We start from the raw sequence: 20,936 nt of genomic DNA, 5'->3' as shown, positions 1-20,936 counted from the left end.
AGGCCGACCTTGTCCTTCCGGCACCCCGTCGGGGTACCGCCGCGTCACCACGACCAGCACGATCTCCCCGGTCAGCCGGTGCGTGGGCGCTCAGGGCCTCCTGCCACGTGGGAGGCCCTTCCGCCGTCGTGGGCGCTGCCGCGCCCGGTCCCCAGGGCGCTGGGTACCGCGTCGGTGGTGCTCGCGGCGCTCGTCGCGGCGACGCAGGTCGCCGCCTTCGCGCTGTCGTTCTCCGTGGTGACGACCCTGGAGGACGCAGTCGCCGGGCTGCCGGTGTCCCTCGCCGTGCTGTCCTCGTACGACGGCACGACGTACGCGATGTTCGCGGCCGAGCTCGCGGCCGGGATCGTGACGATCGTGTGGCTGTGGCGCAGCCGGACGTTCGCCGAGCACGCCGCACCGGGCTGGCACCACGCGCGGTCGCGCACGTGGGTGTGGCTCGGCTGGATGCTCCCGGTCGTGGCGTTCTGGTTCCCGTACCAGGTGGTCCGTGACGTCCGTGCGGCGACCCTGCGGGGCAACCGTCCGGGACTTGCTCCGTGGTGGGCGGCGTGGATCGTCGCGGCGATCGCGTCGCAGCTGTCCGGGCGGGCCCTGTCGTCGGGCGAGCCCGACCTCTGGAGCGCGCTGCCGGTGCTCGACGGCATCGGGGCGACGGCGTTCGTGGCCGCCGCCGTGCTGTGGGCCCGGATCGTCCGCGAGGTCGCGGCGGGCCAGCGCGCGGCCGTGGCAGCGGCGACGCAGCCGTCGCCGGGTTCCTGACCCCCTCGCCCGGGGACGCCGTCACATCGTGACGAGCGCGCGGCCGACGGCGCGCGTCGCCGTCCGGTAGACCGCCTCGCGCGCGGAGCCGTCCCCGGGGACGAGCCCGGCGAGCTCGAGCGAGACGAGGCCGTGCACCAGCCCCCAGAGCCCGAGTGCGGCGGTCTCGGCCGTCGGGGGAGGGGCGTGGGGGACGACGCGCGCGACGGCGTCGCGGAGCACGAGGAACGTGGGTTCGTCGACGGCGCGGGTGTCGCCGCCGGGCCGCACGCCGCGCGCGAACATCACCGCGTAGAAGTGCGGGTCCGCGAGCGCGAACGTCCGGTAGGCGTCGCCCAGCGTCGCGAGGTCGGCTGCCGGGTCGTCGGTCCGGCCGGCGGCGTGCAGGTGCGCGGCGAAGCGGCGGAACCCCTCGGCCGAGACGGCGGCGACGAGGTCGTCGCGGCTGCCGAACAGCGCGTACACCGCGGACGCGCTCGTCCCGGCCGCGCTCGCGACGGAGCGGACCGTGACGGCGGCCTCGCCGTGCTCGGAGATGGTTCGCGAGGCGACGTCGAGGAGACGGTCGCCCAGCGCTGCGTCGTGCAGTCGAGGTCGAGCCACGGCACGAGTCTAGAGACCTTGACGACGGTGTGCGAACGGTGTTCTATAACAGTGTTCGTAAAGTGTCCCACCCACCCGGCAGGCGTCCCGCCGCCGGGTCGGTCCCTCGGACCCGGAGGTCCCCTCGTGCTCGAGCTCACCGACCCCGCACGCATCACCGCGGGCATCGTCCTCCTCTCCGTCGTCGGCATCGAGTCCGGCGGGGCGTTCCTCGTGAAGGTGGTCACCGGCAAGGTCGCCGCGACCGGCTTCCAGACCTCGTTCTTCCGCGCCGGTCATGCGCACGCCGGCGTGCTCGTCATCCTCGGCCTGGTCTGCCTCCTGCTCGCCGAGGCGACGGATCTCACGGGGCTGTGGCGCTGGCTCGGGGCGACGGGAGTCCTGGTCGCCGCGATCCTCATGCCCGCGGGCTTCTTCCTGTCCGCGATCGGTGCAGGGCGTGACGTGCCCAACCGTGCCGTCGTGCTGCTGCCCGTGGGTGCCACGGTCCTCGCGGCCGGGCTCGTCACCCTCGGGGTCGGTCTCCTCCTGGCCTGAGCCCGGGCCGAGGACGTACCGCAGCCGGCCGCAGCAGCCCGACGGTGCGTCAGCCGCGCAGCGCCGCGAGCTGGTCGGCGTGCCAGTCGGCGACGTACCCGGTCAGCCGGGGGTCGGTAACGCTGCGTCCGCCCGACCCCGCCCGCTCGAGCGCGTCGAGGTAGGAGCGGTCCGCAGCGAACCGCCGGGCGACGGACGCTCTTCCCGCGGCGGGGGAGCCGTGGCCCGGCACGAGCACCCGGACGTCGCGCGCCGTCTCCTCGAGGGCGTCGAGCGCGGCGCGGTACGTGCCGACCGGGTCGGGTGCGCTCGTGTCGACGAGAGGCACCTCGGTGTCGGACAGCATGTCGCCGGCGAGCAGGACGCCCGCGACGACGAGCGCGGCGTGGCCGGGGGCGTGCGCGTCGTGCCCGACGACGTGCGGTGGCCCCACGGCTCTCGGCAGGCCTGGCCGCGCGGGCGGGACCGGCCGGGCGGCCGAGACGACCGGGCCGCCGGGCCACGGGAGGGTGTCCGCGTCGGCCGGGAGCGCGTCGAGGGCGCCCACGAGCCCGGGGTCGTGCCCCGGTGCCTGCGCCTGGGTGGCCGCCAGGATGTCGTCCCGACGGCCTCGCGCCTCGGCCGCGGCGCGCGCCGTCGCCCACCTCGGCACGCGGCCGAGGTCCTCGTGCCAGAGCAGGTGGTCCCAGTGGGGATGTGTCGAGAACCCGGCGGTGACGCGCCAGCCGCGCGCCGCGATCGCGCCCGCGAGCGCCCCGCACTCGGCGACGGTCACGCCGGGGTCGACGACCAGCGCCTCGCCGGCGGGTGCGACGACCACCGTCGACGTCGTGGCCCACAGCCCGGCGGTGGCGACGTGCACACCGGGTGCGACCTCGACGAGGACGCGTGGCAGCGCTGCGCGCCCTTCGCCCGGACCTGTCACGTCGACCCCCTCGCAGACACACGTGGGCGGGTCCCCGCCCGTGTCGTCCCCCACGGGTAGGTTAGGACCACTATGGCGACCCGTACGTCCCCGCAAGCGCGTCGGGCCGCGGCCAACCGCAGCACGACCGCCCGGACGGCGTCGCGCGGCGGTTCGTCCACGGCCCGCGGAGCGTCGCGCGCGGGCACCGGTCGCCAGAGCACCTCGACCCGGCGTGCGCCGGCGAGGCGACCGGCGTCGCAGCCCCCGTGGCCCGTGCGAGCGCTGCGCGGGCTCTGGCTCGGCGCGGCCCACGGCGTGGGGGCGGTCACCCGCAAGATCGGTAAGGGAGCGAGAGAGCTGGACCCCGCACATCGGCGCGACGGCGTCGCGTTCTTCCTGCTCGCCCTCGCGGTCGTCGTCGCCGCCCGGGAGTGGTGGGGCATCTCCGGCACGTTCGGCGACGTCGTGCACGCCGTCGTCGCGGGCACGTTCGGGCTCGCCGGCGTCGCGGTGCCGGTCCTGCTCCTGTGGCTCGCCGTGCGGATCATGCGGCATCCCGAGCGCGCGCAGGCGAACTCGCGGGTCGCGATCGGCCTCACGCTGATCGTCGTGTCCGTGTGCTCCCTCGTGCACGTCGCGGAGGACCTGCCCGCACCGCGCGACGGTTTCGCCGCGGTGCAGGACGCGGGCGGGATCGTCGGCTACCTCGTCGCGACCCCGGTGACCACGGGGCTCACCGAGTGGTTCGCCGTGCCGATCTTCCTGCTCGTCGGGTTCTTCGGGCTGCTCGTCGTGACCGCGACGCCCGTCCACCGCATCCCGAGCCGGCTGCGCGGCGTCTACGACACGCTCACGGGCAACCACCGCGCCGAGGACGTCGAGACGGACGCCGACGGGCTCCCGCTGGCCGAGGGCGTGTCCCGTCACGACGGCAGCGAGGACGGCGCCCCGACGGGCCGGCGACCCCGCAAGCCGCGCAAGACCAAGGCACAGCGCGCCGCGGAGGCCGCGGAGATCGAGAAGCCCGACGGCGGCTTCGCCGGCGACGAGGCGTTCGAGACCGCGGCGTTCCTGGACTACGAGGACGGCACCGCGCGCCGCGGCAAGGGTCGCAAGAGCGGCGACGACCCCGCGCCGGGCACCGCGCCGACCGAGGCGGTGCCGGCAGTGGGGCTCGCGGGGGGACAGGGCCCGGCGCAGGACACCGCGGCTGCCGGGCTCGGTGCCGTCGCGGCCACGCCCGACGACGGTCCGGGCGGCATCCCGGCGCCGCCGCCCCCGAGCGCGCCGCTACCACGCGGCGTGCAGCCCATGCTCGAGGGCGACACCGTGTACCTGCTGCCCAACGAGGACTCCCTGGTCAAGGGCGCGCCGCACAAGGTGCGCTCGGCCGCGAACGACCGCGTCGTCGAGGCGCTCACCCAGACGTTCGACCAGTTCGAGGTGGACGCGAAGGTCACGGGCTTCACGCGCGGCCCCACGGTCACGCGCTACGAGGTCGAGGTCGGTCCCAAGGTCAAGGTCGAGCGCATCACGTCGCTGTCCAACAACATCGCGTACGCGGTGGCGAGCGCCGACGTGCGCATCCTCGCGCCGATCCCGGGCAAGTCCGCCATCGGGATCGAGATCCCGAACACGGACCGCGAGACGGTCGTCCTCGGCGACGTTCTGCGCTCGTCCGCGGCGCGGCGCACCGAGCACCCGATGGTCATGGGTGTCGGCAAGGACGTGGAGGGCGGCTACGTCGTCGCGAACCTCGCGAAGATGCCGCACATCCTCGTCGCGGGCGCCACTGGCGCCGGAAAGTCGAGCTTCATCAACTCGATGATCACGTCGATCCTCATGCGCTCCACCCCGGAGCAGGTGCGGCTCGTGCTCGTGGACCCCAAGCGCGTCGAGCTGACGATCTACGAGGGCATCCCGCACCTCATCACGCCGATCATCACGAACCCCAAGAAGGCCGCCGAGGCGCTCGACTGGGTCGTGCGCGAGATGGACGCGCGCTACGACGACCTCGCCGCGTTCGGGTACAAGCACATCGACGACTTCAACGCCGCGGTGCGCTCGGGCAAGGTCAAGCCGCTCCCGGGCTCGGAGCGCAAGATCGCGACGTACCCGTACCTGCTCGTCGTGGTCGACGAGCTCGCCGACCTCATGATGGTCGCGCCGCGGGACGTCGAGGCCTCGATCCAGCGCATCACGCAGCTCGCGCGAGCGGCAGGGATCCACCTCGTCCTCGCGACGCAGCGCCCGTCGGTCGACGTCGTCACGGGCCTCATCAAGGCGAACGTGCCGTCGCGGCTCGCGTTCGCGACGTCGTCGCTCGCCGACTCGCGCGTCGTGCTGGACCAGCCCGGCGCGGAGAAGCTCATCGGCCAGGGAGACGCCCTCTTCCTGCCCATGGGCGCGGCCAAGCCGATGCGCGTGCAGGGGGCCTGGGTGTCCGAGTCCGAGGTGCACTCGGTCGTCGAGCACGTCAAGGCACAGCTCAAGCCCGTGTACCGCGAGGACGTCGCGCAGTCCGTCACGAAGAAGCAGATCGACGACGACATCGGCGACGACCTCGACCTTCTCCTGCAGGCGGCGGAGCTCGTCGTGACGTCGCAGTTCGGCTCGACGTCGATGCTGCAGCGCAAGCTCCGGGTCGGGTTCGCCAAGGCGGGGCGGCTCATGGACCTCCTCGAGTCCCGCGAGATCGTGGGGCCGTCTGAGGGCTCGAAGGCGCGCGAGGTCCTCGTCACGCCGGAGGAGCTGCCGTCAGCGCTCGCGCTGATCCGCGGCGAGCCCGTGCAGGAGGTCTTCGACGGCCAGGCCGAGCCGGCCGCACCGGGTGACGGCGCCACCGGCCGCGACTACTCCGACGGCACCGACGGTCATCTGCCGCCCGCCGCCCAGGAGTACCACGACGGTGCGGACGTCGAGTCGGGCTGGCGCTGAGCGAGCCGGAACCTTCGTCAGGTCGGGGTGGTCGACGACGACCGGCTCGTCACCCGAGGGCGGGCCCGGTCAGCGTCGGGTACCGGAGCGACGGCCGGCTCGGGTGCGACGTCCGCTGCGTCGGCGGACGGGCCGTCGGCGAGGACCGCAACCGCGACACCAGCCACCAGGACGCGTGTCGGCCGTCCTGTCCCGCGGCGTCGGTGGTGTGACGAGGCCGGGAGCGTACCGCAGTCGGCCGACCGCCCGGCAGCCCCTAGGCTGGGTTCGTGGTCACAGCCGTCCCCTCACCGTGGAACTCCGCGAACTTCGTCACGATGGTCCGGATCCTCCTCGTCCCCGTCTTCGCGTGGGCGCTCCTCGTCGACGGCGGAGACTCCGTGACGTGGCGGCTCGTCGCGACGGGGATCTTCGTCCTTGCCGCGGCGTCGGACCGCCTCGACGGGTATCTCGCGCGGCGCTACGAGCTCGTGACCGACCTCGGAAAGCTGCTCGACCCCATCGCGGACAAGCTCCTCATCGGCACGGCGCTCGTCCTGCTCGCATGGCCGCTCGGCGAGCTGCCCTGGTGGGTGCCGGTCGTCGTCCTCGCGCGCGAGCTCGGCATCACGGTCATGCGCCTCGCGGTGCTCAAGTACGCGGTCATGCCCGCGTCGCGCGGCGGGAAGCTCAAGACGGTCCTCCAGTCGGTCGCGATCACGCTCTTCCTCCTGCCCCTCGCGCACCTGCCGACCTGGATCGGGGTGGTCGCGTGGATCGTGCTCGGGGCCGCGATCGTGGTCACCGTGGTCACGGGCGTCGAGTACGCGTACCAGGGCTGGCGCCTGCGCCGCGACGCGATCCGCAGCGCGCGAGCCGCCGCGGGCCAGGGGCCGGCGACCGTCCGGTGACCGGGGCGGCCGAGCGGCTGCTCGCCGCGCTCGAGGCGCGGGGATGGACGGTCGCGACGGCCGAGTCGCTCACCGGCGGGCTCGTCGCGGCGGCGATCGTCGACGTGCCGGGTGCGTCGCGCGTCCTGCGCGGCGGAGTCGTCGCGTACGCGACCGACGTCAAGGCATCGGTCCTGGGCGTCGACGCCGGGCTCCTGGCCCGCCGCGGCGCCGTCGACCCGGACGTCGCGACGCAGATGGCCGCGGGCGTGCGGACGGCCCTCGGTGCCGACGTCGGCGTGGCGACGACCGGCGTCGCAGGACCCGACCCGCAGGACGGCCACCCGCCGGGCCTCGTGCACGTGGCCGTGCGGACGCCGGCGGGCGGGGCCGTCCGGACGTTGCAGGAGACGGGCGACCGTGGCGAGGTGCGGCGCGCAGCCAGGACCGCAGCCCTCGAGCTCGCGCTGCGGGTCGTCGAGGAGAGCGCGGGCAGCAGGGCCGACGTCCGAGGCCGAGCCTCGCGCGGGTGAAATCCTGCCCGCCCACGGCGGCTCCTGCGCGCGCGGCGTGGAGGGACGGTGAATCCCGCGCAGGCGGGCCGGAAGCACGCGTCCGAGCGGGAACAACACCCCGCACCGGCGCGTTGCACAGCACGTGATCGCGAACAGGACCGCCAGTCGACCCGTCGGCCGTCCGGACGCCTCCTCCACGGGGCGTCCCGGCACCCGGGCCGGGGACGTGAGCGGGCAGCGAGCGGGGTACGGTAGGACGACCCCCGCACGCGGGGTACGTACGAGCACCAACAGTTCGCGCACCCAGGTGGGAGCCCGGCCGGCTCCCGGGGGCGCACGGGACACGGAAGGGGGCCACCAGATGATTGTTCTTCGACGTGAGATCGGGGACGTGCTGCGAGACGCTCGCCAGCGACAGGGGCGCACCCTGCGCGAGGTGTCCTCCGCCGCACGTGTCTCGCTCGGATACCTGAGCGAGGTCGAGCGCGGCCAGAAGGAAGCGTCGTCCGAGCTGCTCGGGTCGATCTGCGAGGCGCTCGACGTCCCGCTGTCGCTCGTGCTGCGCGAGGTCAGCGACCGCGTCGCCGTCGCCGAGGGGCTGCTCATCCCGGACACTATCCCGGCCGACTTCGCGACGGCCGTGCTCGGGCGCCAGCACCCCGAGGGGACGACGCGCCGCGAGGACCTGCAGCCGGTCGGCTGACAGCAGGCCTGCCCGGCGTCGGGTGGGCGATCGAGCTCAGCCGTTCGGGCTCTGGCAGCACGGGCAGTAGAAGATCGGCCGGTCGTAGGGCGGCTCGTTCGCCCGACCGACCTCGACGGGCGTGCCGCACCGGTGGCACGCCCGTCCTTCTCGTCCGTGGACGTGCCGGACGTAGCCCGCACCGCGAGAGAACCCGTTCTGGACGCTGTGCTGCACCAGGCGGCGCGCGGTGAGCAGGAGCCCGGTGAGGTCGGGTACCTCACGCACGGGCGTCCACGGCCAGATCCTCAGGGCGTACAGCGGCTCCGCGGTCCAGATGGTGCCGAGCCCGGCGACCAGGTGCTGGTCGAGCAGTGCCTCCGCCACGGGGACGCCGGTCGCGCCCCTCTCCGGGCGGTGGCGAGGGCCACCGCCCCCGACGGCGTCGTCGGCCAGGAGGCGCTCGACGGCGTCGTGGACGCCCCGTTCGGGGAAGTCGTCGGCGAGCACGTCGGGTCCGAGGGATCCGACGATCCTGTGCTCGTCCGCCGTGCGGAGCACGTGGAGCATGCCGATGCGCACACCGAGGGCTGTCCACCAGGCGTTCGCGAGGACGACGCGCACGGTCGGACCAGCACCGCGCGCCGCCGACGTGCCGGTGCGCGCGACGTGCCACTCGCCCTCCATCCGCAGGTGGGTGTGCAGCGACCAGCCGTCGTCGAACCGCGTGAGCAGGTGCTTGCCGTACGGCACGACGGACGTCACCGTCCGGCCCACGAGGTCGTGCTCCGCCGCGCTCGGCCACCGCAGCTCCGACCGGACGATCACGCGTCCGGTGAGCGCCTCGTCGAGCCGTGTCGCCGTGAGGCGCACGACGTCACCCTCGGGCACGCGCGCCTCCTCTCACGCCGCCCTGAGGCCGCGCGGCGTCGCGCGGAAGCCCGCGTCGAGCAGTGCGCGCGCCGCCTCGTCCGCCGGGGTGCGCGACGTCCCCGCGCCGGCCAGGGCCTCCACGCCGTCGATGCGCTGCACGACGACCTTGCCGAGACGCCCTGCACGGACGGCGTCGACGAGCGCGGCGCACGCGTCGGCGAGCCGGGGGCCCTCGACGAAGGACAGCACCGATCGCCCGCCACGCTCGACGTAGAGGGCGAGGTCTCCCTCGCTCAGCACGACGACGGCGCCGGCCTTGCGACCAGGCCGGTGCCCGCTCGCCCCGTCCTCGCCCGCTCCCGGTCGCGACGGCCACGCGAGCGCCGCGCCGTAGGGGTTGGCCGGGTCGGTCGCTGCGAGGAGGAGCGTGCCCGGCCGGGTGCCGGCACCGGGTGCCGTGACGCCGGGCGCCGACTCGATCGCGCGCTCGCGGTCGAGGCCGTCCGTGCGGAGCTGGTCGACCGCCCCGGGCAGTGCGAACTGGGAGCCGCCCAGGTGCTCGACGAAGTAGCCCCGCCGTGCTGCGCCCGTCGCCTCGAGCTCGGTGAGCACGCGGTACACGTTCCGGAACGACCCCGCCACGCCCTCGGCGGGTGCGACGGCTCGCGTCAGCACGCCGTGACGGTCGAGCAGCACGCGGGCGAGGGCGTGGGCGCGCCTCGTGGGGTCCGCCTCGCGGTCCGGGAGAGCAGACCAGCGGCCCCCGCCGCCGCGCAGCGTGGACTCGGGCGACCGGGAGCCTGCGGGCGGGCCCAGCCCGGCGAAGCGCGAGCGGGCCATCGGTCGGGCGCGCGCCGGCGCACGCGGGGCCCGGTGCGCGCCTCCCGCGCTGCCGAGCCGCGAGCGCAGCGCCCCGAACCCGTCGTTCGTGACGTGGCCCGACCAGACGAGCTCCCACAGCGCGTCGAGCGTCGGTCCCACCTCGGCCCCCGCCCGCTCGGCGAGCACGGGCAGGAAGTAGCCCCCGGAGCCGCGGAGAAGGTCGAGCAGCGACTGCGCGAGCGGGGCGTCGGGCACCGGTCCTCCGTCGGGCAGGGTGAGCGGCGCCCACTCCGCGAGGTGCACGCTCACGAGCCCGTCACCGCCGCCCGACCCCGGCAGCGGTGCGTGGCCGCACCACACGACCTCGCCTGCCGTGGTCAGCTCGTCGAGCATCGTCGGGGTGTAGTCGCGCACCCGCGCCGGCAGCACGAGGGTCTCGAGCGCCGACGCCGGCACGGCCGCCCCGGACAGCTGCTCGACGACGCGCAGCACGCCGTCCGTGCCGCGGTGCTGGCCGAGACCCTGCCAGCGGGGCAGGAACACGCCGAGCGTCTCCGACGGGACCGGCTCGACCTCCGCGCGCAGGGCGGCGAGCGAGCGGCGGCGCAGCACGCGCAGCACCTCGGCGTCGCACCAGTCGTCGCCCGTGCCGCCGAGCGACTCGGGGCGCAGCCGCCCGCGCACGACGAGGCGCGCGGCCTCGAGGCGCTCGAGCGCGTGCACCACGACGGCGACGCCGAGGCCGAGTCGTGCCGCGAGGTCGTGCGCGGAGAACGGCCCCCGCGTGCGCGCGTGGCGGCGCACGAGGTCGCCGAGCGGGTCGGGGACCGGTTCGGTGAACACCTCGGGGATGCCGACGGGCAGGGCGACGCCGAGCGCGTCGCGCAGCCGTCCGGCGTCCTCGACGACGGCCCACTGCCGGGCGCGCTCGTCGGGGACCCCGGCGAGCCGGACGGCGATCACGCGACGGGTCGCCTCGAGCTCTCCGAGCCAGTCTGCGACGTCGGCCCGCACGTCCTCGCGCGTGCGCGCCGCGAGCTCGTCGTGCGTGAGCGGCCCGAGCCGGCGCAGCACGTCCCACAGGTCCTCCGCGTGCCGCGCCTGCCGCTCGGGCGCGAGCGCGCCGAGCTCGGCCTCCGTCCGCTCGATCGCGGCCGGGTCGAGGAGGTCCGCGAGCTGCGCGCTCACGCCGTCACCGCCGAGCAGCTCGGCGAGCAGCGTCGGGTCGAGGGAGAGCGCGGCCGCGCGGCGCTCGGCGAGCGGGGCGTCGCCGTCGTAGAGGAACTGGGCGGTGTAGCCGAACAGGAGCGACTGGGCGAACGGGGACGGGGTCGGCGTGGTCACCTCGACGAGCCGGACCCGTCCCTGCTCGAGGTCCCGCATGAGCCCGGTGAGCGCGGCGACGTCGAAGTCGTCCTGGAGGCACTCGCGCGCCGCCTCGAGGACGATGGGGAACTCCGGGTACTGCGACGCGACCGAGAGCAGCTGCGCAGAGCGCTGGCGCTGCTGCCACAGCGGCTGGCGCCGGTCGGGCCGGCGCCGCGGCAGGAGCAGCGCGCGGGCCGCGGCCTCGCGGAAGCGCGACGCGAACATGACCGACCCCCCGAGCTCGGAGCGCACCGCGTCCAGCACGTCGTCCGGGTCGAGCAGGAGGTCCTCGACGGGCACCGGGGTCTCGCTGCGCGACCGGTCGTCGTCCCCGCCCGTGCCCGGCGCCGCGTCGAGCCACGAGTCGCCCGCGTCGGGCAGGCGCAGCACGATGCCGTCGTCGGCGTGCATCGCCGCGGCGTCGACGCCGTAGCGCTCGCGCAGCCGCGCGGCGAGCACGAGCGCCCACGGCGCGTGCACCTTCGCGCCGTACGGCGAGTGCACCACGACGCGCCAGTCGCCGAGCTCGTCGCGGAACCGCTCGACGACGACGGTGCGGTCGTCGGGCACGCGGCCCGTCGCGGCCCGCTGCTCGTCGAGGTACGCGACGAGGTTGTCGGAGGCCCACGTGTCCAGGCCGGCGTCCGCGAGGCGCGACCGGGCGGCCTCGCCGTCGGTCGCCACGAGGGCGTCGGTCTCGCGCACCCACGCGCCGAGCGCCCGCCCGAGCTCGGCGGGGCGCCCGGGGGAGTCGCCCTTCCAGAACGGCAGGCGCCCGGGGATGCCCGGCGCGGGCGTCACGAGGACCTGGTCGGGGGTGATGTCCTCGATGCGCCACGTGCTCGACCCGAGGGTGAACGTGTCGCCGACGCGCGACTCGTAGACCATCTCCTCGTCGAGCTCGCCCACGCGCTTGCCCCCGCGCGGGGCCCGGCCGCGCCCCGCCGTCTCGCCGTCCGCGTCCGGCGTGGTGGTCGCGTCGGCCCCGGTCGCGAGGAACACGCCGTAGAGACCGCGGTCGGGGATGGTCCCGCCGCTCGTCGCGGCGAGACGCAGCGCGCCCGGGCGCCCGGTGAGGCGGCCCGACGCGCGGTCCCACACGATGCGGGCGCGGAGCTCGCCGAAGTCCTCGCTCGGGTAGCGACCCGCGAGCATGTCGAGCACGGCGTGCAGCGACGCGTCCCCCAGGTGGGCGTACGGCGCGCTGCGGCGCACGAGCGCGGCGACCTCGTCCACGGTCCACGCGTCGACCGCGACCATCGCCACGACCTGCTGGGCGAGCACGTCGAGCGGGTTCGACAGGACGTGCAGCTCCTCGATGCCGCCCGTGCGCATGCGCTCGGCGACCACCGCGGAGGGGACGAGGTCGCCGCGGTGGGTCGGGAAGACGACGCCGTGCGAGACCGCGCCCACCTGGTGGCCGGCGCGACCGATGCGCTGCAGCCCGGACGCGACCGACGGCGGCGCGCCCACCTGGACCACGAGGTCGACGGCGCCCATGTCGATGCCGAGCTCGAGGCTCGACGTCGCGACGACCGCGGGCAGCCGGCCGTCCTTGAGCTCGGTCTCCGTGCGGGTGCGCTCGGCGCGGCTCATCGACCCGTGGTGCGCCCGGGCGATCACGGGCTCGATCCCCGAGCTCGCGCCCGACTGGGCCTGGACCTGTGCGGCGGTCACCGTGCCGGGGTCGAGCACGTCCTCGCCCTGCCGCTCGGCCCACAGCTCGTTCATCCGGGCCGTGAGGCGCTCGGCGCCGCGCCGCGAGTTGGTGAAGACGAGCGTGGACCGGTGCGCGGCGACGAGGTCGACGACGCGCTCCTCGACGTGCGGCCACACCGAGGGTCGGGGCGGACGGGCGGCGTCGGACCCGCCGGGCCGCGAGGTGGCCGGACCGGAGAGGTCGCGCTCCCCGGGCGGCAGCGGGACGAGACCCGGCAGGCCGCCGGGCGCGGCGCTCCCGGTCGCTCCCGGGCCCGGACCACCCGGAGGATCCGGCGGACCCGGCGGGACCTCGGGGAACCCCGGCAGACCACCCGTGGCACCGGACCGGGCCGTGGGCGCCGAGAGGTCCGCGAGGTCCGGGACGGGGACCACGACGTCGACGTCGATCCGCTTGGTCGAGGGCGGCTGGACGACGACGACCTCGCGCCCGCCGTCGGCCTCGGAGCGGTGCCCCGCGAGGAACGTCGCGACGGCCTCGACAGGCCGCACCGTCGCCGACAGGCCCACGCGCTGGGCCGGCGGTCGCTCGTGCGCCGCGAGGAGTGCGTCGAGGCGCTCGAGCGAGACGGCGAGGTGGGCGCCGCGCTTCGTGCCCGCCACGGCGTGGATCTCGTCGACGATCACGGTCTCGACCCCGACCAGACCCGCGCGCGCCTGGGAGGTCAGCACGAGGAACAGCGACTCGGGCGTCGTGATGAGGATGTCGGGCGGGTGCGTCGCGAGCCGACGTCGCTCCGTGGCCGGGGTGTCGCCCGTGCGCGTGCCCACGACGACGTCCGGCACGTCCTGGCCCAGCCGCACGGCGGCCTGGCGGATGCCCGCGAGCGGGGAGCGCAGGTTGCGCTCGACGTCGGCCGCGAGCGCCTTGAGCGGCGAGACGTACAGGACGCGGCACCGCTGCTCGCGCTCGGGGAGGGGCGTCGTCATGATCCGGTCGAGCGACCACAGGAAGGCGGCGAGCGTCTTGCCGGAGCCCGTGGGCGCCACGACGAGGGCGTGCCGGTCACCGGAGACGGCGTCCCACGCACCGGCCTGGGCGGCCGTCGGGGCCTCGAACGCGCCCGCGAACCACGCGCGCGTCGGCGCGGCGAAGCGCGCGAGCGGCTCGGCGGGGTCGGAGGTCACGCCGCCATTCTCGCCGCGACCACCCACACGCGCTCGCGCCCTGCCTCTCGGTCGCCGGGACCGCGGCGTCCTCCGCGCATGGCAGGCTGGTCCCGTGCGCTACCGCGAGTTCTGGGAGCTGGTCGACGAGGTCTTCGGCGACGCCTACGGGCGCACCCTCGCGAGCGACCAGGTCCTCACCGCGCTCGAGAACCGCACGGCGGCCCAGGCGATCGACGACGGCGTGGAGCCCCGCGTCGTCTGGCACGCGCTGTGCGACGCGCTCGACGTGCCGGACGCCCGGCGGTGGGGCCGTGACGAGCACCGGCAGGCACCGCCGGCTCGCTGAGCGGGCACGAGCCGCCGCGCAGTCCTGGACCGGCTCGCGCATGATGACCTCATGACGGTCGCAGCCCGGGGTCGCGCACGGCCGTGGCGCGTGACGGCCGCGGACGTACGAGGCGCCCTCTGGTCCCTGGTCTCGACCGCGGCGGGGCTGGGCGTCGCGGTCGCCGTCGTGCCCGGGGTCGAGGTCTCCAACGTCGCGGCTCTCCTCCTGGCGTCGCTCGTCGTCGGGGTCGGTGACGTCCTGCTGCGGCCGCCGCTCCGCGTGGTCGCCCGACGGCTCGGCGTGGTGGGCGCCCTCGTGTCGGGCCTCGTCGCCCAGGTGCTCGTCGTCTGGGCCGCGCTGACCCTCCTGCCCGGCTTCCGCATCGCGACGTGGCCCGACGCGATCGCCGTCCTCCTCCTGGCCGGCTTCGTCATGGCGGTCGGCCGCTGGCTCGTCGGCGCGAGCGACAACGAGTACGTCCTCGGGGACCTCGTCCGGCGGGCGCGGCGCAGCGCAGGACTGTCGGGACGCCCCGGGGTGCCGCTCCGCGGGACCGACGGGGCGGCCTCCGACGGCACCGACGGCACCGACGAGCGCCCGGCAGGTCTGCTCGTCGTCATGCTCGACGGTGTCGCGCGCCCCACGCTCGACTACGCCCTGCAGGCGGGGCTGGCCCCGACGCTCGCCCGCTGGCTCGGCGACGGCACGCACCGCCTCTCGACCTGGTGGGCGCGCGTCCCGGCCACGACCCCGGCCAGCACGATCGGGCTCCTGCACGGCTCGACCGAGCACGTGCCGGCGTTCCGGTGGTGGTCGCGCGAGCTCGGCCGGCTGGTCGTGACGAACCGACCGGCCGACGCGGCGCTGGTCGAGGAGCGCACGAGCGACGGAGAGGGCCTGCTCGCCGGCGGCGGGGTGGCCGTCTCGACGATGTTCTCCGGCGACGCCGCGACGAGCCTGCTCGTCATGAGCCGCGCGTCGTCCGGGCTCGGTCCGGGCCAGATGTTCGTCCGCTTCTTCTCCAGCCCGTTCGTGCTGGTGCGCGCGGTCGTGGTCGCGGTGGGCGAGCTCCTCAAGGAGCTCTACCAGGGGTGGCAGCAGGCCGTGCGGCGCGTCGAGCCGCGGGTGTCGCGGCTCGGCTGGTACCCGGTGCTGCGTGCGGGGACGAACGTCGTGCTGCGCGACCTCAACACGACGCTCGTCGCCGAGCAGCTCGTCCGCGGCGCGCCGGTCGTGTGCGTCGACCTGGTCGACTACGACGAGATCGCGCACCACGCCGGGCCCCTGCGGCCCGAGTCGATGCGCGCGCTCGAAGGGCTCGACGGCGTCCTCGGCCTGTGGGAGCAGGTCGCGGCGCTCGCGCCGCGGCGGTACGAGATCGTCGTGCTGTCGGACCACGGGCAGTCCCTCGGCGCGACGTTCGAGCAGGTCGTCGGGCGCTCGTTCCTCGCGGAGGTCCGACGACTGATGGCGCTCGCGGGCGGGCGGGGGGCCGGCGTCGTGGGCGCCGAGGGCGAGGGCAGGGTCGACGGTCGTCGCCGCGCGACGGCGCCGGACAGCGAGGAGTGGGGTCCGGCGAACACCGCGCTCAACGCGCTGCGCCGTGACGACGGACCAGGGCGGATGATGGTCGGCCCCGACCGTGCGGAGCGGACGGACGGCGAGGGGGCGGCTGAGGAGCCCGGGCTGCCCGAGCTGCCCGAGGTCGCCGTCGTCGGCTCCGGGAACCTGGGCATGGTGTGGTTCTGCCGTGAGCCGCGCCGCCTCACGGCCGCGGAGGTGGACGACCGCTGGCCGGCGCTCGTCCCGGGCCTGCTCGCGAACCCGGCCGTCGGCGTCGTCGTGACGCACGGGACGGACGGCGCGGGGACGCCGACGCTCGTCGCACGGGGCATCGCCGGCTCGCACGACCTGCGGACGGGCGACGTCGAGGGCCTCGACCCGCTCGCGCCGTACGGCGCCCGCGCGGCGGCCGACCTGCTGCGCGTGGCGCGGCTCGACGACGCGGGAGACCTCGTGCTCGTCTCGAGCGTCGACGACGTCGGCATGGTGCACGCGTTCGAGGGGCTCGTCGGATCGCACGGCGGCCTGGGCGGGGCGCAGAACCTCGCGGTGCTCGTCCACCCGGCGGGCCTCGTCGTCCCGGACGAGGACCTGGAGGACGTCGACGGCGAGCGCGTGCTCGTCGGGGCGGAGGCCGTCCACCGGTGCCTCGTCGCGCGGTTGGAGGAGCTCGGGGTGCGTCCACGACGACCGACCGCTGGGCACCGCCCGGCGGCCACCCGCGAGGCCGCCGACGACGAGGGCGCCGACGTCGGGGGAGCCGTGGGCGCCGGGCGGCGGGACGTCCCGCCGCGGCACCCCCGTCGGCCGGGGGAGACGAGCCCGTGATCCTGAGCCTGACGTGGCTCGGCCACTCCACGGTCGTGCTCGACGTCGCGGGTCCGCAGGGCGGGCGGGTCCGCCTCGTCACCGACCCGCTGCTGCACCGCCACGCGGGTCTGCTGCGCCGGCGCGGGGAGCGGCCCGCGCCGGCCTGGCGCGACGCCGACGCGGTGCTCCTGTCCCACCTGCACCACGACCACGCCGAGCTCCGCTCGCTGCGCCTGCTGCCCGGAGCGCCGGTCCTCACGGCGCCGGCGAACGCGCGCTGGCTCCGGGCGCGCGGTCTGCGCGGGGTCGGTCTCGAGGACGCGTGGCACCCCGTGGGCGACGTCCGGGCCGGCGTCGCGGTCCGTCTCGCGCCCGCCGTCCACGGCCATCGGCCGATGCCGCACCGGCCCAACGCCGTGAGCGGTCACCTCGTGCGGGTCGGCCCGGCGCCGGACGCCGAGCCGGGCGGAGGTCCCGACGGCGCGGCACGGGTCTGGGCCGTCGGCGACACCGAGCACTTCGCGGGCATGGCCCGGCTGCCGGCGCTCGCGGGCGGCCCGGTCGACGTCGCGCTCGTCCCGGTCTCCGGCTGGGGTCCCCGGCTGTCGGGAGGGCACCTGGGCCCGGCGCAGGCGGCGCGCGTGTGCGCGGAGGTCGGCGTCCGCGTCGCCGTGCCGGTCCACTGGGGGACGCTCCACGCGCCGGGTGGCCGCGACCTGCCACGCGGGTGGATGGACCACGCGGGCGCGGCGTTCGAGGCGGCGGCGCACCGCGAGGCGCCCTCGACGCAGGTCGTCGTCCTGCAGCCGGGCGAGTCCTGGGAGATGCCCCGCCGTCCGTGACGCGGTCCGGGGCGTGCCGGCGACACGCCGGTGGCGATGCGCTGGTCGAACACCTGTTCGGCTAGAGTTGTGCACAGGTGCCCGCCGGGGCGCGGACCGCAGCGGGACCGTCACGGTGATCCACAGGTCGGAGCACCGCCGGCACACGGTGTCGGTGGCTCCCCGTACTGTCGGGCACGACGACGACGGAACACGACCGAAGGTGACCGACATGCCCGCACCTGCAGACCGCGAGAAGGCGCTCGAGGCAGCCCTCGCCCAGATCGACCGGAGCTTCGGCAAGAACTCCGTGATGCGCCTCGGGGACGAGGGGCGCGCGCCCGTCGACGTGATCCCGACCGGCTCCATCGCGCTGGACGTGGCGCTCGGCATCGGCGGACTGCCGCGCGGCCGTGTCGTCGAGATCTACGGCCCGGAGTCCTCCGGCAAGACGACCGTCGCGCTGCACGCCGTCGCGAGCGCGCAGCGTGCCGGCGGTATCGCCGCGTTCATCGACGCCGAGCACGCGCTCGACCCGGAGTACGCGAAGAAGCTCGGTGTCGACACCGACGCGCTGCTCGTGTCCCAGCCGGACACGGGAGAGCAGGCGCTCGAGATCACGGACATGCTCATCCGGTCCGGCGCGCTCGACATCATCGTCATCGACTCGGTCGCGGCGCTCGTGCCCAAGGCCGAGATCGAGGGAGAGATGGGCGACAGCCACGTCGGACTCCAGGCCCGCCTCATGTCGCAGGCGCTGCGCAAGCTCACCGGTGCCCTCAGCTCGTCCGGCACCACGGCGATCTTCATCAACCAGCTCCGCGAGAAGATCGGTGTCTTCTTCGGCTCGCCCGAGACGACGACCGGTGGCAAGGCGCTGAAGTTCTACGCGTCGGTCCGCCTCGACATCCGCCGGATCGAGACCCTCAAGGAGGGGACGGACGCGGTCGGCAACCGCACGCGCGTCAAGGTCGTGAAGAACAAGATGGCGCCGCCGTTCAAGCAGGCGGAGTTCGACATCCTCTACGGCGTCGGCATCTCCCGCGAGGGCGGCCTCATCGACATGGGCGTGGAGCACGGCTTCGTGCGCAAGTCGGGCTCGTGGTTCACCTACGGCGGGGACCAGCTCGGCCAGGGCAAGGAGAACGCGCGGTCGTTCCTGCGCGACAACCCGGACCTGTCGAACGAGCTCGAGAAGAAGATCAAGGAAAAGCTCGGCGTCGGGCCGCGCGTCGACGCGCCCGCCGACACCGGCGCGGCCGTCACGGCCGCCCCGGCGCTGTCGACCGAGTCGGCGGCACCCGCCGCAGCCAAGGCTCCGGCTGCCGCGGCCAAGGCGAAGAAGCCGTTCTGACGGGCGAACGCCAGCGGGCACGCGAGCGTCGCGCGGGGGACAAGGGCCCCGCGCGGCGCTCGCGCCCGTCGCTGCACGAGCTGGTCGAGAACGGTGAGATCACCGATGCCGAGCTGACCGAGCGCGCACGCGAGACGGTGCTGCGGATGCTCACAGCGGCGCCCAAGAGCCGCGCGGAGCTCGCGCAGGCGCTCGCGCGCAAGGGATACCCGGAGCACGTCGTGCTGCCGCTCCTCGACCGGTACGAGGAGGTCGGTCTCGTCGATGACGCCCAGTACGCCGAGATGCTCGTGCGGACGAGGCACTCCGAGCGCGGGCTGTCACGCCGGGCGATCTCCCAGGAGCTGCGCCGTCGGGGGATCGACGAGGACACCTCGGCGACGGCCCTCGAGCAGGTCGACGACGACTCCGAGGCCGAGGCCGCACGCGACCTCGCCCGGTCCCGGCTGCGCCGGACGGCCGGGCTCGATCGCGACGTGCGGATCCGGCGCGCCGTCGGGGCACTCGCCCGGAAGGGCTACTCGCCGGGCCTCGCGTTCGAGATCGTCCAGCGCGCGCTCGACGAGGAGGTCGCCGCCGCGGAAGGGTGCGACCTGGACGGGTGAGAGCTCCCGTCGGCGCACCCGACCGAGGCCACCCGTCCGCCGGGCAGGGGCGCTGGACCGCAGGAGGCAGCGCGAGGCCACTGTCCTCCGGGTGACGTGACGGGCGGTCCGGGAGTGCCCGGATCGCCCGTCGAGGATCAGCGCGCGGTGGTCGCGGCCCCGTCCGGGACCGCTCCGCCTCCTGCCGTGACGGTCGGGTTGCCGATACCGGGGCCAGCTGTCGTCGCACCGGACGTGCGTCCCTTGAGGAACCGGGAGAGGTACTGCGCGGCGGTCGTGAGCAGCCAGTTGATGACGATGAAGATGACGGCCGCGACGGTGAGCGTCTGCAGGTTGTTGCCGTTGCCGTTGCCGAAGATCTGCGCGGCACGCAGCAGCTCGTTGTAGACGATGATCTGCCCGAGGGCCGTGTCCTTGAGCACGACGACGAGCTGGGACACGAGGGCCGGGAGCATCGCGATGAGCGCCTGCGGGAGCTGGATCGAGCGCAGCGTCTGCCCGCGGCTCAGGCCGATCGCCATCCCCGCCTCGAACTGCCCCTTCGGCAGGTTGCCGACGCCCGAGCGGACCAGCTCGGCGATGACGGAGCCGTTGTACAGCACCAGGGCGATGACGACGGCGAGGAACGACGGCTGGTCCACCTGGTTGAGGCCGAGCAGCAACCAGAAGAAGATCATCAGCAGGAGCACCGGCACGGCGCGGAAGAACTCCACGACGATTCCGCTCACCCAGCGCACGGGCTTCAGGTGGGACAGCCGGCCGGAGCCGAGGACCAGTCCGAAGACGATCGCGCCGGCGATCGCGAACGCGGCGGCGCGGAGCGTGTTCCGCAGGCCGGGGATGAAGTAGTCCTCCCACGCGCTCGCGGTGAACACCGGTCCCCACAGGTCCCAGGAGAGCTGACCCTTGCGCTCGAGCTCGAGCAGGACGAGTGCGGCGAGGCCGAGCACGACGACGGCGCCGACGACGTTGCCGATCAGGATGTTGCGACGCGCCCGGGGGCCGGGCGCGTCGAAGAGGATGGACTGCTGCGAGCTCATCGGCGCACCGCCAGTCGGGTCGAGAGGGACGTCGTGAGCAGGCCGATCGGGATGACGAGGATGACGTAGCCGATCGCGAACGTGAGGAAGATGATGTAGATGTAGCTCGAGTTGAACTCGATCATCGTGCGCATGAGGCTCGACGTCTCCGTCGTGACGCTGGCTGCGGCGGCGACGGTCGAGTTCTTCAGCAGCGCGATGAGCGTGTTGCCGAGGGGGGCGATCGCGCCGCGGAACGCCTGCGGCAGGATGATCAGGCGGGCTGCCGGGAGGAACGACAGGCCGATCGCCCGCGCCGCCTCGGCCTGCCCGATCGGGACGGTGTTGACGCCGCTGCGGATCGACTCGCACACGAAGGCCGCGTGGTAGACCGTCAGGCCGATGACCGCGAAGCGGAAGAAGTTCGTCGCGAAGTCGTCCGAGAGGCTGATCTGCAGCTGCGTCCACACACCGAGGACCATGAACGTCATGATCACGGTGAGCGGCGTGTTGCGGAGCACGTTGACGTAGGCCGTCCCGGCCCAGCGCAGGCTCGGGACCGGCGAGATCCGCATGAGGGCCAGGAGCGTGCCGAGGACCAGCGAGAGGATCGCGGCCCAGAACGTCAGCTGGATGTTCACCCAGAACGCGCCGACCACGTCGTACTGGGCGAAGAGCTCGCCGAACTGGGAGAGGGAGTCACCCACGGTGCGTCAGACCTCCGGGAAGGTG

Annotated in this window: 17 protein-coding genes; 11 read left to right on the top strand and 6 right to left on the bottom strand. The window is 74.8% G+C overall.

The features are described 5' to 3' along the window. Nucleotides 1–177: 177 nt before the first annotated feature. Nucleotides 178–762: a DUF4328 domain-containing protein gene (locus ACZCLJ_RS05090; protein ID WP_463105673.1), complete on the top strand. Its 585-nt coding sequence runs from the start codon at nt 178–180 to the stop codon at nt 760–762. A gap of 21 nt (nt 763–783) precedes the next feature. Here ACZCLJ_RS05090 and ACZCLJ_RS05085 read toward each other — a convergent pair whose 3' ends face one another. Continuing rightward, the gene (locus tag ACZCLJ_RS05085; RefSeq protein ID WP_251150694.1) at nt 784–1,365 is read right to left on the bottom strand and encodes a TetR/AcrR family transcriptional regulator; all 582 of its coding nucleotides are present in this window, start codon (nt 1,363–1,365) and stop codon (nt 784–786) included. Between the two features lie 126 nt (nt 1,366–1,491). Here ACZCLJ_RS05085 and ACZCLJ_RS05080 point away from each other — a divergent pair, with 126 nt between their 5' ends. Further along, nucleotides 1,492–1,902, top strand: coding sequence for a hypothetical protein (locus ACZCLJ_RS05080; protein ID WP_251150695.1), 411 nt, complete (start codon nt 1,492–1,494; stop codon nt 1,900–1,902). A 49-nt stretch (nt 1,903–1,951) separates the two neighbouring features. On the opposite strand, the gene ACZCLJ_RS05075 is transcribed toward ACZCLJ_RS05080, so the two are convergent. Next, the gene (locus ACZCLJ_RS05075) at nt 1,952–2,827 is read right to left on the bottom strand and encodes an MBL fold metallo-hydrolase (RefSeq protein ID WP_251150696.1); all 876 of its coding nucleotides are present in this window, start codon (nt 2,825–2,827) and stop codon (nt 1,952–1,954) included. Nucleotides 2,828–3,082: 255 nt separating this feature from the next. Between ACZCLJ_RS05075 and ACZCLJ_RS05070 the strand changes: the two genes are divergently transcribed. The 4 genes from ACZCLJ_RS05070 (at nt 3,083) to ACZCLJ_RS05055 (ending at nt 7,833) form a co-directional block, all read left to right on the top strand. Then, entirely contained in the window at nt 3,083–5,746 is a 2,664-nt protein-coding gene (locus ACZCLJ_RS05070; RefSeq protein WP_463105672.1) for an FtsK/SpoIIIE family DNA translocase, read from the top strand. Between the two features lie 269 nt (nt 5,747–6,015). Continuing rightward, entirely contained in the window at nt 6,016–6,636 is a 621-nt protein-coding gene (gene pgsA / locus ACZCLJ_RS05065) for a CDP-diacylglycerol--glycerol-3-phosphate 3-phosphatidyltransferase (RefSeq protein WP_251150698.1), read from the top strand. Then, on the top strand, nt 6,633–7,148 hold the full coding sequence (locus ACZCLJ_RS05060; RefSeq protein WP_251150699.1) for a CinA family protein: 516 nt from the start codon (nt 6,633–6,635) through the stop codon (nt 7,146–7,148). The genes pgsA and ACZCLJ_RS05060 overlap by 4 nt, the downstream gene beginning before the upstream one ends. A gap of 343 nt (nt 7,149–7,491) precedes the next feature. After that, complete coding sequence (locus ACZCLJ_RS05055; protein WP_229244627.1) at nt 7,492–7,833, top strand: helix-turn-helix domain-containing protein; 342 nt, start codon at nt 7,492–7,494, stop codon at nt 7,831–7,833. A 36-nt stretch (nt 7,834–7,869) separates the two neighbouring features. Here ACZCLJ_RS05055 and ACZCLJ_RS05050 read toward each other — a convergent pair whose 3' ends face one another. Continuing rightward, nucleotides 7,870–8,703, bottom strand: a complete 834-nt coding sequence (locus tag ACZCLJ_RS05050; protein WP_251150700.1) for a DNA-formamidopyrimidine glycosylase family protein — start codon at nt 8,701–8,703, stop codon at nt 7,870–7,872. A gap of 12 nt (nt 8,704–8,715) precedes the next feature. Then, complete coding sequence (locus ACZCLJ_RS05045; protein ID WP_463105671.1) at nt 8,716–13,722, bottom strand: Lhr family helicase; 5,007 nt, start codon at nt 13,720–13,722, stop codon at nt 8,716–8,718. A gap of 94 nt (nt 13,723–13,816) precedes the next feature. Here ACZCLJ_RS05045 and ACZCLJ_RS05040 point away from each other — a divergent pair, with 94 nt between their 5' ends. The 5 genes from ACZCLJ_RS05040 (at nt 13,817) to ACZCLJ_RS05020 (ending at nt 19,185) form a co-directional block, all read left to right on the top strand. Then, complete coding sequence (locus ACZCLJ_RS05040; protein ID WP_454044198.1) at nt 13,817–14,050, top strand: DUF3046 domain-containing protein; 234 nt, start codon at nt 13,817–13,819, stop codon at nt 14,048–14,050. 51 nt (nt 14,051–14,101) lie between these two features. Beyond that, a complete protein-coding gene (locus tag ACZCLJ_RS05035; protein WP_463105670.1) occupies nt 14,102–16,423 on the top strand; it encodes a phage holin family protein in 2,322 nt (773 codons plus the stop codon). After that, nucleotides 16,420–17,247, top strand: coding sequence for an MBL fold metallo-hydrolase (locus ACZCLJ_RS05030; protein ID WP_251150704.1), 828 nt, complete (start codon nt 16,420–16,422; stop codon nt 17,245–17,247). The genes ACZCLJ_RS05035 and ACZCLJ_RS05030 overlap by 4 nt, the downstream gene beginning before the upstream one ends. Before the next feature lie 211 nt (nt 17,248–17,458). After that, nucleotides 17,459–18,580, top strand: a complete 1,122-nt coding sequence (gene recA / locus ACZCLJ_RS05025; RefSeq protein WP_251150705.1) for a recombinase RecA — start codon at nt 17,459–17,461, stop codon at nt 18,578–18,580. A 137-nt stretch (nt 18,581–18,717) separates the two neighbouring features. Next, complete coding sequence (locus ACZCLJ_RS05020; RefSeq protein WP_463105669.1) at nt 18,718–19,185, top strand: regulatory protein RecX; 468 nt, start codon at nt 18,718–18,720, stop codon at nt 19,183–19,185. Between the two features lie 137 nt (nt 19,186–19,322). Here the strand turns inward: ACZCLJ_RS05020 and ACZCLJ_RS05015 are convergent, their stop codons facing one another. After that, nucleotides 19,323–20,225 carry an amino acid ABC transporter permease gene (locus tag ACZCLJ_RS05015; RefSeq protein WP_251150707.1) on the bottom strand — a complete coding sequence of 301 codons (903 nt, stop codon included), beginning with the start codon at nt 20,223–20,225 and terminating at the stop codon, nt 19,323–19,325. Then, nucleotides 20,222–20,911 (bottom strand): amino acid ABC transporter permease, encoded by a 690-nt coding sequence (locus ACZCLJ_RS05010; RefSeq protein ID WP_463105668.1) that lies wholly within the window; start codon nt 20,909–20,911, stop codon nt 20,222–20,224. The genes ACZCLJ_RS05015 and ACZCLJ_RS05010 overlap by 4 nt, the downstream gene beginning before the upstream one ends. Between the last annotated feature and the right edge of the window lie 25 nt (nt 20,912–20,936).

This window comes from Cellulosimicrobium sp. So1_17 (genome assembly GCF_055181235.1).
This window is presented reverse-complemented; position numbering and strand designations above follow the sequence as displayed.

Coding starts and splice junctions, on each gene's coding strand:
- ACZCLJ_RS05055 (WP_229244627.1), top strand. CDS start 7,492: ATGATTGTTCTTCGACGTGAGATCGGGGACGTGCTGCGAGACGCTCGC.
- ACZCLJ_RS05035 (WP_463105670.1), top strand. CDS start 14,102: ATGACGGTCGCAGCCCGGGGTCGCGCACGGCCGTGGCGCGTGACGGCC.
- recA (WP_251150705.1), top strand. CDS start 17,459: ATGCCCGCACCTGCAGACCGCGAGAAGGCGCTCGAGGCAGCCCTCGCC.
- ACZCLJ_RS05015 (WP_251150707.1), bottom strand. CDS start 20,225: ATGAGCTCGCAGCAGTCCATCCTCTTCGACGCGCCCGGCCCCCGGGCG.